This is a genomic window from Dehalogenimonas sp. THU2 (genome assembly GCF_039749495.1).
In the GTDB taxonomy this organism is placed as follows: Bacteria; Chloroflexota; Dehalococcoidia; order Dehalococcoidales; family Dehalococcoidaceae; genus Dehalogenimonas.
Map to the genome: position 1 here is coordinate 33,353 of NZ_JBDLLU010000005.1, position 14,628 is coordinate 47,980.

At 54.4% G+C, this 14,628-nt stretch carries 18 protein-coding genes; 8 read left to right on the plus strand and 10 right to left on the minus strand.

From position 1 onward, the window contains the following. Positions 1-24: 24 nt before the first annotated feature. The 5 genes from ABFB09_RS03755 to ABFB09_RS03775 all read right to left on the minus strand — a co-directional run bounded on the left by ABFB09_RS03755 (position 25) and on the right by ABFB09_RS03775 (position 5,253). A complete protein-coding gene (locus tag ABFB09_RS03755) occupies positions 25-720 on the minus strand; it encodes a response regulator transcription factor (protein ID WP_347000001.1) in 696 nt (231 codons plus the stop codon). Continuing rightward, positions 717-1,799 carry a HAMP domain-containing sensor histidine kinase gene (locus ABFB09_RS03760; RefSeq protein WP_347000003.1) on the minus strand — a complete coding sequence of 361 codons (1,083 nt, stop codon included), beginning with the start codon at positions 1,797-1,799 and terminating at the stop codon, positions 717-719. The genes ABFB09_RS03755 and ABFB09_RS03760 overlap by 4 nt, the downstream gene beginning before the upstream one ends. Before the next feature lie 101 nt (positions 1,800-1,900). After that, positions 1,901-3,082, minus strand: coding sequence for a tubulin/FtsZ family protein (locus ABFB09_RS03765; RefSeq protein ID WP_347000005.1), 1,182 nt, complete (start codon positions 3,080-3,082; stop codon positions 1,901-1,903). A 129-nt stretch (positions 3,083-3,211) separates the two neighbouring features. Beyond that, positions 3,212-4,225, minus strand: coding sequence for a type I glyceraldehyde-3-phosphate dehydrogenase (gene gap / locus ABFB09_RS03770; protein ID WP_347000007.1), 1,014 nt, complete (start codon positions 4,223-4,225; stop codon positions 3,212-3,214). Between the two features lie 26 nt (positions 4,226-4,251). Continuing rightward, a complete protein-coding gene (locus ABFB09_RS03775; RefSeq protein ID WP_347000009.1) occupies positions 4,252-5,253 on the minus strand; it encodes a 2-hydroxyacyl-CoA dehydratase in 1,002 nt (333 codons plus the stop codon). 140 nt (positions 5,254-5,393) lie between these two features. Between ABFB09_RS03775 and ABFB09_RS03780 the strand changes: the two genes are divergently transcribed. The 5 genes from ABFB09_RS03780 to ABFB09_RS03800 all read left to right on the plus strand — a co-directional run bounded on the left by ABFB09_RS03780 (position 5,394) and on the right by ABFB09_RS03800 (position 8,754). Continuing rightward, the gene (locus tag ABFB09_RS03780; RefSeq protein WP_347000010.1) at positions 5,394-6,158 is read left to right on the plus strand and encodes a basic amino acid ABC transporter substrate-binding protein; all 765 of its coding nucleotides are present in this window, start codon (positions 5,394-5,396) and stop codon (positions 6,156-6,158) included. 51 nt (positions 6,159-6,209) lie between these two features. Next, entirely contained in the window at positions 6,210-7,034 is an 825-nt protein-coding gene (locus tag ABFB09_RS03785; protein ID WP_347000011.1) for an amino acid ABC transporter permease, read from the plus strand. A gap of 2 nt (positions 7,035-7,036) precedes the next feature. Continuing rightward, entirely contained in the window at positions 7,037-7,777 is a 741-nt protein-coding gene (locus tag ABFB09_RS03790; RefSeq protein WP_347000012.1) for an amino acid ABC transporter ATP-binding protein, read from the plus strand. A gap of 75 nt (positions 7,778-7,852) precedes the next feature. Continuing rightward, complete coding sequence (locus tag ABFB09_RS03795; protein WP_347000014.1) at positions 7,853-8,389, plus strand: DUF6512 family protein; 537 nt, start codon at positions 7,853-7,855, stop codon at positions 8,387-8,389. Positions 8,390-8,532: 143 nt separating this feature from the next. Continuing rightward, on the plus strand, positions 8,533-8,754 hold the full coding sequence (locus ABFB09_RS03800; RefSeq protein WP_347000016.1) for a helix-turn-helix domain-containing protein: 222 nt from the start codon (positions 8,533-8,535) through the stop codon (positions 8,752-8,754). Between the two features lie 24 nt (positions 8,755-8,778). Here ABFB09_RS03800 and ABFB09_RS03805 read toward each other — a convergent pair whose 3' ends face one another. Then, positions 8,779-9,258, minus strand: coding sequence for a GNAT family N-acetyltransferase (locus ABFB09_RS03805; protein ID WP_347000018.1), 480 nt, complete (start codon positions 9,256-9,258; stop codon positions 8,779-8,781). Positions 9,259-9,474: 216 nt separating this feature from the next. Between ABFB09_RS03805 and ABFB09_RS03810 the strand changes: the two genes are divergently transcribed. Beyond that, complete coding sequence (locus ABFB09_RS03810; protein ID WP_347000019.1) at positions 9,475-9,783, plus strand: CxxC-x17-CxxC domain-containing protein; 309 nt, start codon at positions 9,475-9,477, stop codon at positions 9,781-9,783. Between the two features lie 208 nt (positions 9,784-9,991). On the opposite strand, the gene ABFB09_RS03815 is transcribed toward ABFB09_RS03810, so the two are convergent. Further along, positions 9,992-10,297, minus strand: coding sequence for a hypothetical protein (locus tag ABFB09_RS03815; protein ID WP_347000020.1), 306 nt, complete (start codon positions 10,295-10,297; stop codon positions 9,992-9,994). Positions 10,298-10,417: 120 nt separating this feature from the next. Further along, on the minus strand, positions 10,418-11,617 hold the full coding sequence (mtaB, locus tag ABFB09_RS03820; RefSeq protein ID WP_347000022.1) for a tRNA (N(6)-L-threonylcarbamoyladenosine(37)-C(2))-methylthiotransferase MtaB: 1,200 nt from the start codon (positions 11,615-11,617) through the stop codon (positions 10,418-10,420). Between the two features lie 122 nt (positions 11,618-11,739). Here mtaB and ABFB09_RS03825 point away from each other — a divergent pair, with 122 nt between their 5' ends. Beyond that, a complete protein-coding gene (locus ABFB09_RS03825; protein WP_347000024.1) occupies positions 11,740-12,750 on the plus strand; it encodes an NrpR regulatory domain-containing protein in 1,011 nt (336 codons plus the stop codon). 79 nt (positions 12,751-12,829) lie between these two features. Here the strand turns inward: ABFB09_RS03825 and ABFB09_RS03830 are convergent, their stop codons facing one another. After that, entirely contained in the window at positions 12,830-13,306 is a 477-nt protein-coding gene (locus tag ABFB09_RS03830; RefSeq protein ID WP_347000026.1) for a ferritin family protein, read from the minus strand. 50 nt (positions 13,307-13,356) lie between these two features. Continuing rightward, complete coding sequence (locus ABFB09_RS03835) at positions 13,357-13,935, minus strand: Fe-Mn family superoxide dismutase (RefSeq protein WP_347000027.1); 579 nt, start codon at positions 13,933-13,935, stop codon at positions 13,357-13,359. A gap of 175 nt (positions 13,936-14,110) precedes the next feature. On the opposite strand from ABFB09_RS03835, the gene ABFB09_RS03840 reads away from it, so the two are divergent. Continuing rightward, entirely contained in the window at positions 14,111-14,599 is a 489-nt protein-coding gene (locus ABFB09_RS03840) for a CBS domain-containing protein (RefSeq protein WP_347000028.1), read from the plus strand. Positions 14,600-14,628 lie beyond the last annotated feature (29 nt).

Sequence of the window (14,628 nt, forward strand, 5' to 3'; positions counted from 1 at the left end):
GAGATTATCTGTTTACCATCGATGCTAACCGGGTGTTAAGCCCGGCACCATCAACATGTACCCCACGCCATGTTTATTCATGATCAGTTTTGGATTGTCGATATCCTGTTCTATCTTTTGGCGCAATTGGCGGATATACACTCTTAGCGCCGCGACGCAGTCGGGATAAAAATCGTTCCAAAGGGCTTCGGCAAGTGTGGCGTAGGTGACTACTCCACCGGCGTGTTGCATCAGTTTACTCATGATGATCTCTTCGGTACGTGTCAACGGTATTTCTCTATTCTGAAAATGGAGAATGCCTGTGGCGGGCGATAATCGTAGCTCGCCGACAGTAAGCGCTGAATCCGGTCCCGGCGCGGACGAACGGCGCAGGAGAGCCTTGATCCGGGAGAGCAGTTCCATCTGCTTGAACGGCTTGACCAGGTAATCATCGGCACCCGCCTCGAGGCCTTTGACGATATCGAACTCATCTTTACGGGCGGTAAGGATGATGATCGGCAGGTCGGAAAACTTCCGGATACCTTTCAACGCTTCGAATCCGCTGATATCCGGCAAACCCAGGTCAAGAATGATCACGTCCGGTTTCTGTTCACGGGCCATGGTAATACCCTGGACGCCGGAGTCTGTTGATAGAAATTCCATATCCGGCCAGCGCATCCGGAATGCCCAGGCTACCGAATCAACGATTTGAGGATCATCCTCGATCATTAATGCCTTCATGAATGCTCCTTTGGTTCGGCTAAAGGTAAAGCAAAGCCGAAAGTCGTTCCTTTTCCGGGTGCGCTTTCTACCCAAACCCGGCCGTTGTGCAGTCCGATTATCATTTTCGACAATGCCAAGCCAAGACCCAGGCCGCTCAACTGTTCACCACCGCTGCGGGGTACGCGGTAATAGGGCTCAAAGAGCCGTATTTGAGCTTCCCGGCTGATACCCGGTCCCGAATCTATCACTTCCACTTTCAGTTCGCTGTCCGCAGGGTAGGCTTTGAGTGTGATGCGGCCTCGTTCCGGCGTATACTTGATCGCGTTGGTAAGATAATTGTACAACACTTGCCGGACACGGTCGTCATCCATTTTGACCGGCGGCAGATTGTCCGGGATATCTATATTGAGAGAATGACGCTTGCGTGCCGCGGCCGGTCTGAGAGTGTCGGCCATACTGACAAGCAAAGGGCCGATATCGCCAGGTTTAGCGGTGACGGTCAATATGCCGATCTCACCGCGGGTTACGTCCAGGAGTTCATCGGTGCGGCGGTCCAGGTTCTGGGCGGCACGGTAGATGTTTTTAGCCAGGTCCTGCCTCGGATCGCCGGACAATTCGTCGACGAACAATTCAGCGGAAGCCAGCATGGCGGTAAGCGGGGTTTTAAGTTCATGAACCAAAGCCCGGTTGAACTCCGCCCTCCGTTGTATCTCACGGTCAAGTTCCTGGTTGAGCCGCTTGAGATCCGCGGTCCGGTCAGCCACTTCTTGTTCCAGTAGTTGCCGTTGCCGTGCGACCGCTTTCAACCTTAGATAATAAATGCCGTAGGCGATGAGGACGCCCAGCGCGGCGGCCACCATGTTCACCCACCAATCGTCAGGAATTTGAAGATCGATGCCATCGATCGGACCATCCGCTTCCTGGTCGGAAGAACCGGCGGCAGGCACCGTGGATAAGCCAGCGGGATCTTTCGGTGCCGTTCCCGCATGCAGGATTGTGCCGGTATCCGGGACGTTCGCGGTCAGCGATAAGACCATGAAAAGGACCAGAAGCACCCTGTGAACCCGGAAATTGTGATTGAGTATATGGCGCAGCATTAAGGCATTTTAGTACATTGCTCATCCGCTGGCAAAGAAACCTGATAAAAACAAGACAGCCCCGTCACGGACGGGACTGTCTGACTTAAAAAGCGGGCGGGCTAATCTTCCAGGAGCGAGGGAATATCCTTGCCCATGTCGTTGATGTCTGCAAGCTTGTGGCGGAGTTCCACCTGGCGCTGTTTGATGACCGGGATCAGGGTGAGCGAGTCGGAGTAGAAATTGCGCACTCTTTCCACATCGGAGAGTTCCGAGAGGATCACGGTTACGGTTAACTTGTTGGAGCCGCGGGGATAATCACCGTTACGGATAATGGCGTTGGGGCAAAGCTCCCGCATCCATTCGTTCAGCTCTCGCATCATGTCCATGTTCATCTCCTTGGGGGGAGCTGAAACCAGGTAGATGGCGCGGCCGGCTTCCTTGGGATTGCATTTGAGCGACATTTCGCTGATGGCCTCGTCCATAGCCTGGATGCCCTTATGGGTTTCGGAGGTTTTCTTGCGGAAGTCTGTGCTGCGCTCGAAAAGACTGAAAGACTTGCTCAGGTCGGATTGCCCGGAGCCTAACACGGACCAGCCGGAAAGTGTCTGGATAATGTCGCCGGCATCGAGCGTCTTGGCGCCGATGAACTTGGGGTTCTTTTCTTCCCCGGCGCACAGCAGGTCGTAAAAAGGCTCGACGATGAGTTCGTTGATGCGGGACATGTTGTTGCCCAAGGAAGAATCTTTCATAACGTAGCGCTGGTTATCGATGAGAAAGACACAATCGGAGATGGAGTAGATGGATTTAAGACAGACCGCGGAGTTGTAGGAAGCCCGTTCCTCGGTTTCGCGCTCATGCTCGAACGGCAAAGCCAGTAAGGAATACAGCGGTTTGTCGGGATAACGTTCTTTGATCCGCTGCGCGATGATCGAGATCGAGCCCGATCCCGTGCCGCCGGCGGAACTGGCCGCCAGGAGGAAGGCGTCCGCCTCATAAAAATGGCGCGCGCTTCGTAGAGCGTCGATGACCTTGTCAGCATCAGCCCGGGCTACCTCGGCGCCAAGTTCATTGATCTTGCCGACGCCATGACCGCCGGTCTTGCGTCCGCCGATCAGGATGCGGTGCTGATAATCTGGTTCGATGGTGGTAAGCCCGGTAAGATCCGCGGCGTCGGTGTTGACCGCAAAGATACCGGGGCAGATCTCGATCCCGCGCTGGCTTTGAGCTCTTTTATTGATCCGGGCAAACTCGTCAGCGATACGGCTGCCGGCTTGTCCCAACCCAACAACTATTAACTTCACCAATTCCTCCTAGCGATACTCAGGGTTCATTTTAGTTTCACGTTATGGCCCTGTCAACCATTACGAACGTTTAGGGTTAAAGGGAATAACCTCGATCATCCAGAATTATTTTCTCCTGCCTTGCGATAATTAGATGCCTTTGGCTCCAATATAAGCGCACAGATCACCCAGGCGGGTAGAATAACCCCATTCATTATCATACCAGCCGAGCACTTTAACCATGTTGCCCGCGATTACCATAGTAGAGGGGGCATCGATAATGCAACTTGACGGGTCGCCTTTGAAATCCGAACCGACCAGTTCTTCTTTACAGAAAGACAATATCCCTTTAAGCTCATTGTTCGCCGCGACCTCCAACGCCGCGTTGACCTCCTCAGCGGTAACGTCCCGGCCGACGATGGCGGTTATGTCGGCGATGGAGACGCTGCCTACCGGAACCCTCAAGGAAATCCCGTGAATCAGCCCCTTGAGCTCCGGAATCACCTGAGCTACCGCTTTGGCGGCGCCGGTGGTGGTGGGGATGATGTTCAGGGCAGCGGCACGGGCGCGCCGCAGGTCTTTGTGATAGATGTCCAGCAGACTCTGATCGTTCGTATATGCATGGACGGTATTGATCAGTGCTTTTTCAATGCCGAATTTGTCAAACAGGACTTTAACCATGGGGGTAACACAATTGGTGGTGCAGGAAGCGTTGGATATGATCACATGTTCCGCAGGGTTATACGCTTGTTGATTGACACCCATCACTACCGTCAGATCAGCATTCGACGACGTGGTGGAGATGATGACCTTTTTAGCGCCGCCTTCCAGATGCAGCGCGGCTTTAGCCCGGTCTGAAAAGCGGCCGGTGGATTCGATGACGATATCCACGCCGTAGTCTCTCCACGGGATCTTGTCCGGGTCTCTCTCCGAGAAAGCCCGTACCGTTTTGCCATCGACGATAATGGTCCCGTCACCGCTGGTAACAGTACCGGAATAGGAGCCGTAACTGCTGTCGTACTTCAATAGATGTGCGTTGGTGGCTGTGTCCGCCAGGTCGTTTATGGCCACTACATCCAACTCATTGGGGTGGTACTTCTTCAATGCGCGGAAGGTGAGCCTGCCAATGCGGCCGAAGCCGTTGATGCCGATGCGGGTTACCATGGATAGTCCTCCTTTTTAATAATGTGTTATCGAGTGGCGGTTCTTTTGAGGCTCAACATATCCAAAAAGGCTTCCAGGCGGGTTTTCAGATGCTGGCTCAGACCGAAGTCCATATTGCCCTCTATCGTCAAAATGGGCACTCCGAGTTCAAACCGTATCAGTATATCACCAATGGCGCGGTGGCAAAAAGACTGGACGTAATGGATAATACCGTCCAAGTTACGCTGGGTGGTAGCTGTTTTGATGTCCTCGATACGCTGTTCCGTGGCATAAGGGTAAGTATATCTGGTGTATTGTTCACCCAGATCGGCCACGTCATAGGGCATGGCAAACTGCCGCTGCACCTCATTGTAAACGACCCTTCCACCGTACCCTTCGAGAAACGGGTAGAGTTGAGAGGCGTACACCGGGGGGACGCCGATAAGGCCAAGACGTATTTCGTCGGCGGGATAGGGGTCACGTATCGCTGCTTTTTGGATGACGGCGCCCAATTGGTCGGTAAAGGCTCCGACATCACTATTGAAGTCGGACGCGGACACCAGCCAGAAATGATTCTCCTTGCCGCTGATCCGGTTTTCAGCCCAGGTAAACCGGTCGAGTTCGGCGGTCAGTTTTCGGGTCGGCAATAATTCTTTTCGAACCTGCTCCGCGGCTTGTCTTGTCACCCCAAGGTCCGTGGCAAGTCGGTCTATGGCTGTGGTCACTTGATTGCAATCCGGGATCGGGGGATAGGCAAAAGGAATAGTTCGGACGCCCTTGTGTCGCAGTACTTCCATCAACATCAGGGTATTTGAGCAGTCCCCGCCGGTCACACAGATCACGTTCGCGATACCGTACTTGAGAGTGGCGCCGTAGATACCCTTGATCCACGCACAGGTATTCAAAGGGAACCCGGCCTTTTCCGCGATTGTTATCAACGATGCTGGGTCAGGATCGCTGATGAACAGGTTGTTCAGGTCGATGGGGACGGCTCCGGCTGCGAGGACAACCTCTACAGGCACGGTGGTGGTGATTCCTATACGTTTCATCCTACTTATTATAACTAAATATTGATTTCTGGGCATTCTGCGATTGAGACCCCTTTCAGAGCGAGCTAAAAATATGGACAGCGATAACCCCCATATTGTAAACTTGGCCCATTCGATTCAAAAATTTGGGAGGAGCCAACGTGAAAAAGTTTTCAATCCTGCTGGTCATGTTCTCGCTCGTAGCCGCGCTTATATTGCCCGGATGCGACAACGGCACCGATGACCCGAATCCAACGGCCGTTACCAAGATTCGCGTCGCTACCGACGCCACCTGGGCGCCGTTCGAGTACGTGGACACGGCCACAAACCGGATCGTCGGATTTGATATCGACCTTATGAATGAGATCGCCAAGAAGGCCAATCTCGAGATCGAATACATCAACGTCGAGTGGGACTCGCTGTTGGCCGGCATGGCCCAGGGCACCTATGACGCCGCCATTTCTTCAATCACCATTACCGCCGACCGGCAGCTAGAGATGAACTTCTCCAACCCGTACTATGCAGCTGGCCAGATCATCGTCGTTCGCTCCAGCAACAATACAATCACTGGCGCGGCCAACATCAGCGGCAAGGTCGGTGTCCAGTCCGGTACCACCGGTGACACCGAAGTATCTGCCATGACTGGTGTCGAAAAGGTAGCCTACGATGAAATCGGTTTGGCCTTCGCCGCTCTGATGAGCAACCAGATCGACGCCATCGTGTGCGATACACCCGTGGCGGCAGGTTATGTGACAAAGAATCCCACCCAGCTGAAAACGGTGGGCGCCATGCTTAGTGCCGAGGAATACGGCATCGCCGTCCCCAAGGGCAAGGAAGACCTTTTGGCTAAGATAAATGCCGCCCTGGCCGAGGTCAAAGCCGCCGGAACCATCCCGACGCTGTTGACCAAGTGGGAAATCGAATAAAATAAGGGACAGGGGGCGCTCAACAGAGCGCCCCCTTCTTTTTTGCTTCGCATGAAAGAACCAGAGAAGGTTTCACCGGTAGAGGAACTCAGCTTCGTCACCGGGGGCGAGATAAACATCCGCCAGGATCCTTGGTGGTGGCTGGTAGCCGCCGTGGCTGCCCTGATCGTGCTTCTGGTGGTCGCTCAGCCGGACCCGTTCAAAGACATCGTCGTTTTCGCTCGCGACGGCATCGCCGTTACGGTGCTGGTGACGGTGTTATCGTACCTCCTCATGCTTATCGCCGGACTTTTCGGCGGCCTGGGGCGCATGGCCAAAAACAAAATCGTCTTCGGCATCGCCACCCTTTACGTCGAGATTGTCCGCGGCGTCCCGCTCCTGGTGCAACTTATCGCCTGGTATTTTGCCTCGCCGGTGGTCATTCAGCAAATCGGCACATGGCTCAATCTTGCACCCCTCATTGAATACCGGGCCAACCCCATCGTCACCGCCATCATGGCCATTACCGTATGCTACGGTGCTTATATGTCGGAGATCGTTCGCGCCGGCATCCAGAGCATTCCCAAGGGGCAGATGGAAGCGGCCAGGTCCCTCGGTATGAGCCATTTCCAGGCTATGCGCTACGTGGTGCTGCCGCAGGCCTTCCGGGTCATCCTGCCGCCCATGGGCAATGAGTTCATCGCCCTGTTGAAGGACTCCTCGCTCGTCTCCGTCGTCGCCGTGGCTGACCTCACCCGCCGCGGCCGGGAGTTCATGGCTGCTAATTTCAACCCTATCGAGACATGGACGATGATCGCTCTCCTCTACCTGATAATGACTTTATTCGCCGCCCGCATCGTTTCCTATATCGAGAAGAAGACCCGGTACGAGAGATAGCCATGCCTGAACCGATTATCGAAATAGAAAACGTGCATAAGCGCTTCGGCCGGGTACTGGCGCTCCGTGGGGTCAGCCTGACAGTAGGAAAAGGCGAGGTGGTGGTTATCATCGGTCCTTCCGGATCCGGCAAATCCACCCTCCTCCGCTGCATCAACCGGCTGGAGGAATACGAGAGCGGGCGTATCGTCGTTGACGGAATACCGCTGGACTCCTCCCAGAACATCAACGCTGTACGCCGTGAAGTGGGTATGGTCTTTCAATCGTTCAACCTGTTTTTGCATCTATCGGTCATCGATAACCTGATGCTCGCCCAGTGCCAGGTACGCAAGCGCTGCAAAGAAGAGGCCCGGGAAGTTGCCCTGCAACTTTTGAAAAAAGTGGGTATTCCGGAGAAAGCTAACGCCTACCCCGGTCAACTTTCCGGCGGCCAGCAGCAACGGGTTGCGATTGCTCGAGCCCTGGCAATGAATCCCAAAGTTATGCTCTTCGACGAACCAACTTCGGCGCTGGATCCTGAAATGATTAAAGAAGTTCTCGACGTCATGGCTGCTCTCGCCGCAGAAGGCATGACCATGGTGGTAGTCTCCCACGAGATGGGCTTCGCCCGCGCCGCCGCTGACCGGATGATCTTCATGGATGAAGGCCAGATAGTAGAAATGGCCACCCCGCATGATTTCTTTGCCAATCCCAAGCAGGAGAGATCACGGGCGTTTTTATCTAAGGTATTGCATATCCATTAAGGAAATCCCACACCCGTCGTCGCGAGATGGCTGCCAGCCGATGATGCAATCGCTCTCTCGTTATAGGGGACTCGCGTGAATAAAATCCTCAAAATGGAACTCCTCGGCATCCTCTTCGTCTTTACTCTCGGAGCGTTGCTGCATTTTGTTTTTGAGTGGTCGGGTGAATCGCCACTGGCTGGCGCCTTTGCCTCAGTCAATGAAAGCGTCTGGGAGCACTTCAAACAGGGTTTCTGGCCTACGGTGCTCTGGGCAGCCATCGAGCACCGCTTTTTCCGGGATATGCTCAATAATTTCCTGACCGCCAAGGCAGTCGCCTCTTATCTTATTCCTGCCGTCACGGCGCTTATCTTTTACTCCTACACCGCGGCCACCGGTGAGGAAATCCTGATCGTGGACATCTTCATTTTCGCTGTGGCTATCGGCATCGGGCAGATGGTCAGCTATAAGATATTGATCTCGAGCGGGTTGCCCGGCTATATGAATTGGGTCTCTGGGGCAATGATAATCGCGTTGGCGGCAGCACTGGTGCTGTTCACGTTTTTACCCCCGGAACTGCCGATTTTCCGTGACCCGACAGGTACCTATGGCATTCCGCTCGGCGCGCGCTAAACGGACTTCGACCGGGGGCACCTTCGTCGCCGGGGGAGAAGACATCCTCTATCTTCACCTTGAACAATCCCGGTATCTTGAACGCCAGCCCCAGCGATGGATGAAATCCCTGACAGAATCCGTCTAAATGCGTTATTAGGAATATGAAGAATGAAGACGGTCAAATCAATGGGCAACTGATCAATATCCGGGAGGCCAGCGAGTTGCTCAATGTCTCAATCAACACGCTCAGACGTTGGGGAGATAAGGGAAAGATAGATTGCTGGCGAATTTCATCGCGCGGTGACCGCAGATTCAGGCGGGAAGACATTGAACGAATGGCGTGGAAATCCTTCGCCAGTTCCGCCGATGGAGTCTCTTCATAGCCGGATGCATCCCGGATTCATGACCTATACCTCGGCCTCATAAAGCAAATAGTGGCTGCGCTGCATGCCCAGGGCTTCATAGGTATGCTGAGCGGCTACATTTTCCCGGTCGACATACAGCCGGATTTCCCGTACTCCACCATCGTTTTGTGCGGATGTCTTCACGAATTCATATAATTTGCGATATAGCCCCCGGCGGCGGTACGCTTTGGAAACGTAGACGCTTTGTATCCACCAGATGACGCCATTGCGCCAGTCGCTCCATTCGTAGGTGATCATTGTCTGGGCCGCTGGTTTACCCTCGATCTCGGCGATGATATAGAAGCCGAATTCCGAGTGTTCCAGAAAGTGCCGGACGCCATCCGTAACGGTGGTTTCCTGCAAACGCCGGTCCTCGGTTTCGGAGGCGAGCGCGATATTGTATTCGGCGATGGTCGGGACGTCCCGGGGGTTGGCGCGGCGGATACTGACGGTGGTGGTCATAAACGGTCCTTTCGGGTTCATGATCGTTCATTTTGATCTTTTTGATTTAGCCAATGATGCTACCACAATGCCGTGGATATGTCCTAATTTATCCGTAATAATTGGCTGTTGACAATGGCATAGCAATGCGATATGCTGATTATTAGTTGTTCAGTTCGTGTCATTAGTACCACGCCCCAAGCCCAAGTATGGATGACCGCAACTCTCACAACGAGTATTAAGAGAGGAGGTCATTCAATGGCTCTACAGGACAAGCAGATCCAGTGTTCCGATTGCGGAACCAGCTTCACATTCAGCGCCGCGGACCAGGAATTTTTCCAGTCCAAGGGTTACACCAATGAACCCAAGCGCTGTGCTCCTTGTCGTTCCGCTCGCAAAACCGAGCGCGGCGGCAGCACCGGCGGTTTCGGCGGCGGTCGCTCATCCCAGATGTACCCGGCCGTTTGTGCCGCTTGCGGCCAGAACACCCAGGTACCCTTCCAGCCCCGCGGCGACAAGCCGGTTTACTGCAGCGATTGTTTCCGCAAAGTCGGTTCCAACCGCTAAGTAAAAAACAATCCAATTAACAAAGCGCCCCGAGAAATCGGGGCGCTTTGCTTTTGTTCTTCCCTTGGGTCTAATACCACGATCCTTGCGTCGTCAGGTTCCCATGGTAGTACGGGCATCCCTGCCCGTACTATGACAGGCAGGGATGCTTTTCATACCGTTCCGATCAACGGTTTTACCAATACCCAACGCTTGCGCCGGGGAGATGTCATTTTTTAGCAGGGGTTGAGGCCAGCTTATCCTGGAGCGAGGATGATGACTCCTGCAAGGCGGCGCGGATCTGTTTGGCCAGCGCTAAAGCCTCATCGGCGATCGCCTGCACTTTGGCGATATGCTCCGCGGCTACGCGGGCAGCTTCACCGGCGGCTTTTTCACCGGCTAACTGGGCTGCCGCGGCGGCATCCCGGGCTGTCTTGGCGGCGGCGTCCGCCAGCCTGATGCTGTCGTCGATCTCATCGAGGATCTGCGGCAGCGGTTTGGACATGATCCTGCTGGCAATTGTTTGGTCGGCCATCTATATCCTCCGTTGTTGCTTCTTCAGCTTGATTTCCATGATATTATAGACCCATTGCCGGATGAAAGTAAGTCTGATTACCCGGTATTGGGTGACATAAAATAATAACTATCGATGTTGCTACAATCTGATCTCAATGATCTGATTAGCCAGCGGTGTTTCGCTTCTGGTAGTCACCCGGATATAGTTGTCGCTGTAACCCACCCATTCATCGCCTTCTTTATTTTCGAATAGGACATCAAGTGCCCGTCCATGGAACCGGCGCTTGAACTCCGCCTCACAATGGTGTCCCAGCCGGAGCAGGCGGTCCACCCGCACTTTGACGATCCTGCTGTCAATTCTGTCCGGCATCAATTCGGCGACAGTGCCGGGGCGGGGGGAGTACGGGAACACATGTAACCGGGAGAACTCCAGGGATTCGATGAAACGGTAACTTTCTTCAAATTCCGCTTCGGACTCACCCGGGAAACCGGCGATTATATCGGTGGTGATGGCGACGTCCGGGATGTGTGATCGTATCTGTTCGACGATGCCGCGGTAGCGGGCTGTGTCGTAACGCCGGCGCATGCGGCCGAGCACGGAGTCGGAGCCGCTTTGAAGAGACAGGTGAAAGTGGCGGCACAGGCGTCGGTCCCGCCACAGGCCGATAAGTTCCGGCGTTACTTCCTGGGGTTGCAGTGATGATATGCGTATTCGTTCGATCGATGTCTGATCGAGGATCCGCCTGAGCAGTGTTTCGAGGCTGTGCCCATCGTTCGTATACTCGCCGATTTCGGTGCCGGTCAGGACGATTTCCCGGCAGCCTTCGGCCTGGCGTCGCATGACCTCGTCGATAACGGCGTCAGGCGGAACACAACTTTTAACCGGGCGCACCAGCGGCACGATGCAATAAGAACAACGGTGGTCACAGCCGTCCTGTATCTTGATCAGCGACCTGTTGCGGGACGGATCGCTTGAATCGGGTTCAAGCATCGGCAGGAAACCCAGGCGCTTGAGTTCTGCGACCATGCTTTGTTTAGCCGCGTTCCCCGGTACCGCCCGGACGTTCGGCAGGGTCAGTAGAGATACCCCTGCCGTCTCGGCGTAGCACCCGGCGACGATAACGGATATACCGGGATTATGCTTGACCGCGTTCCGGACAGCCTGTCGCGCTTTCCTGTCGGCGATATGGGTGACGGTGCAGGTGTTGAGGATGAGGACATCCGCGGATTCAACGGCGCCTATCACCTGGTAGCCCGCTGCCGAAAGATTACGCCATAGGGTCTCCGATTCAGCCTGGTTCAGTTTGCAGCCGAGAGTTTCGATGATGACACGGGTCATACGGCATATTGTATCAGAACAGCTTGAAATCTGTCTCCCAGATCAATTGACCGATGTTGGTTACCTTCGATATAATGGCAATATAACTATTTATATTGCCGTATTGTAGCGGGAGAAAAAGAATGGCCAAAATCGACAGCCGGGAAGTAGAACGTGAAAAACTGGCGATCCTGCGCGTACTGGGCAGCGCTTCCGGCGCCCTGGGCAGTCAGGTTATCGCCCGGCGCCTCCGGGACGAATACGGCATAGAACTTTCGGAACGGGCGGTGCGCTATCACCTGGGGTTGCTCGATGACCAGGGCTTAACGTCCAAGGTTTCCCGCCGCAGCGGTCGCGCTGTCACTACCGCCGGCCTTGATGAGTTAAGCAACGCCATGGTCACTGATAAGGTCGGCTTCGTATCGGATAAGATAGAGTTGCTGGCCTACCAGAGCACTTTCGATGTGAACCGGCTGGACGGTTTGATACCGGTCAACATCTCTTTTTTCCACGTCGATCAATTCCAGGACGCGGTAAAGACAATGACGCCGATCTTCAAGGCCGGGATTTGCGTATCCGACAAGGTGGCGGTGGCTGCGCCCGGCGGTAATCTGGGTGGGATACCGGTACCGGAAGGCTACGTGGGTCTGGCCACGGTATGCAGCATCGTTATCAACGCCACTTTGTTGAAGGCAGGAGTGCCCATGGATTCACGCTTCGGCGGTACGCTCCAATACCGGCAGAACCGGCCCTGGCGCTTCACTGACCTAATCCATTACTCCGGATCGTCACTGGATCCGTCGGAGATATTTATTTCCAGCCGCATGACCACTGTCGCTGAGGCGGCGCGGCGTGGCGCCGGCAAGATACTGGCTAATTTCCGCGAAGTTCCAGCCATGAGTCTGCCGCTGGTACGGGATCTTATGTCCAAGCTTGAACGTGCCGGAATTCGCGGACTGGTATCCATGGGGGAAAGTGCCAAACCGGTGTGCGAAGTGCCGGTGGGATTGAACAAGGCCGGAATGGTGCTCTGCGGCGGATTGAACCCCGTAGCTGCGGCGGCGGAGGCGGGAATCGGCACCAGGAACCGCGCCATGAGCGGGTTGATGGATTTCCGCAGCCTTGAGAACTTCTCGGATATCGCTAAAAGATAATCGCTAACCGGGGGATGACGTCTCTTGCACGATCCCGAAGGGATAATCGATCATCGATATCGATCGAATATAGGAAATTTTATAGCAGCGACTTCAACTCGGCCAGCTTGCGCAGATGCGCTTTTTCCTCGCTGATGATCTTCGTGATGTCCTCCGCCGCGTTGCCGGCGACAATGTCTCTAAGCTGCTCGTAAAACAGGATGGAATCTTTCTCCGCTCCGATACCAACCTCGATCGCTTCTTTATCGGTGTCAACCTTGGTCACTAACTCAGAGGTAGCCAGATCATTGTTGAAGACGGAAGCCTCCACCAAAGCCTGAAAATAGGCGCCGTACTCCTCGGCATCGGCGCCCTCCCCTTTGGCTGCCGGTGCCTCAGCCAGCAATTTCTGGAAGGTCTGGATATGCTGGTGTTCTACGGCAGCCAGGGCCAGAAAAGCTTGTTTGGTGTCGTCGTTGGAACAGGTGCGGGCAAGGGTGTCGTAGAAGGCGGCGCCACGTCGTTCGACGGAGATGGCGATATTGTAGAGTTCGGCCGGGGTAAAGGCTATGGTCATCGGTCGGTTCTCCTTTTAATACTCTGATTCAAAACACACAAGGTCATCGTTTACTTCAGCCGGGATTCGCATACTTTCCAGTCGATATTCCTGAAGAAAGCATTGATGTAGTCGGCGCGTTTGAGTCCGTAATCGACCATGAAAGCGTGCTCCCAGACGTCCATGACCAGAATGGGCTGGCACCCTGCCAAATGCCCGGATTCATGAAGATTGATCCACGCGTTGAAGACCTGTCCGGTCTGGAGATCCTCGTAGAGAATTACCCAGCCGACACCCCGCAGGGCGCCGGTGGCGCGGAAGTCCGCTTCCCAGGCTTCGTGGCTGCCGCAGGCATCTATGAGTTTGCGCTCTAGCTTGCCGGAGCTTACCGGCTGGCCGTTGCCCTTCAGGTTGCCGAAATAGTACTCGTGCAGCCGCATACCGTTCCACTCGAAGGCGAATCTCCGCTGCAGTTCTGCATACTCCGGCTTGTCGCTCTTGCCGCTCTTAGCCAGACCATCGATAAGTTCGATGAGTTTGTTCGTGTTCTTGACATACCCCTGGTAAAGGGTGAAATGGTTGTTGATGAGGGTGTCAGAGAAACCATCCATACCCAGAATCTTGCTGAAATCCTGCGCGGTATAACTCATGTGCTGCCTCCTTGAATTTCGATCTCAGTCTATTATATAGCAGAAGAAAGGAGACTCAAACACCGGGAGTCTCCGGGGCGTATATTTAGCACCGAAACCTTCTTATGCTACAATAACGCGAGGACAAAGAGGGCACCGCTAAGCGGATCAATCCTTAATAAATGCAGGAGAATTCATGGACAAGACACTCGTTCAAAGCATCAGCGTACCCAGTTCGCGGACCCTTACCGTCAGGGAGAGCGATTCAATTGAAGAGGCGATACGGGAGTTCGTTAAACAACCGGACGTTCATACGCTCTTCATCGTCGATGAGCAGAAAAAGCTGAAAGGGCTGGTTAAGCTCCACTATATCCTGAATTGGGTCAAGCTCAAGCTGGGGATGAATCTGTCGGATCGCACCAGTATACGGGGTGGAGCGTTTCAAGCCTTTGAGATCATGAAGCTGTGCCAGTCGCAGACCATCGGCGATATTATTTCACCGGCTGTTTCGGTTAAAGCCGGCAACACACTGGAACAGGCACTGCACATCATGGTGCATGAACAATTGGTGGAATTGCCGGTAGTGGATGATGTTGGCAAACTTATCGGTGAGGTCAAACTGACTCAGCTCTTAGCGCGGATGCTGGAATCCGGCTCAGATGCCGCACCGACCTGCCAGTTGTAACAGCCGGACTGCTTCTTGCTTATAAGCCC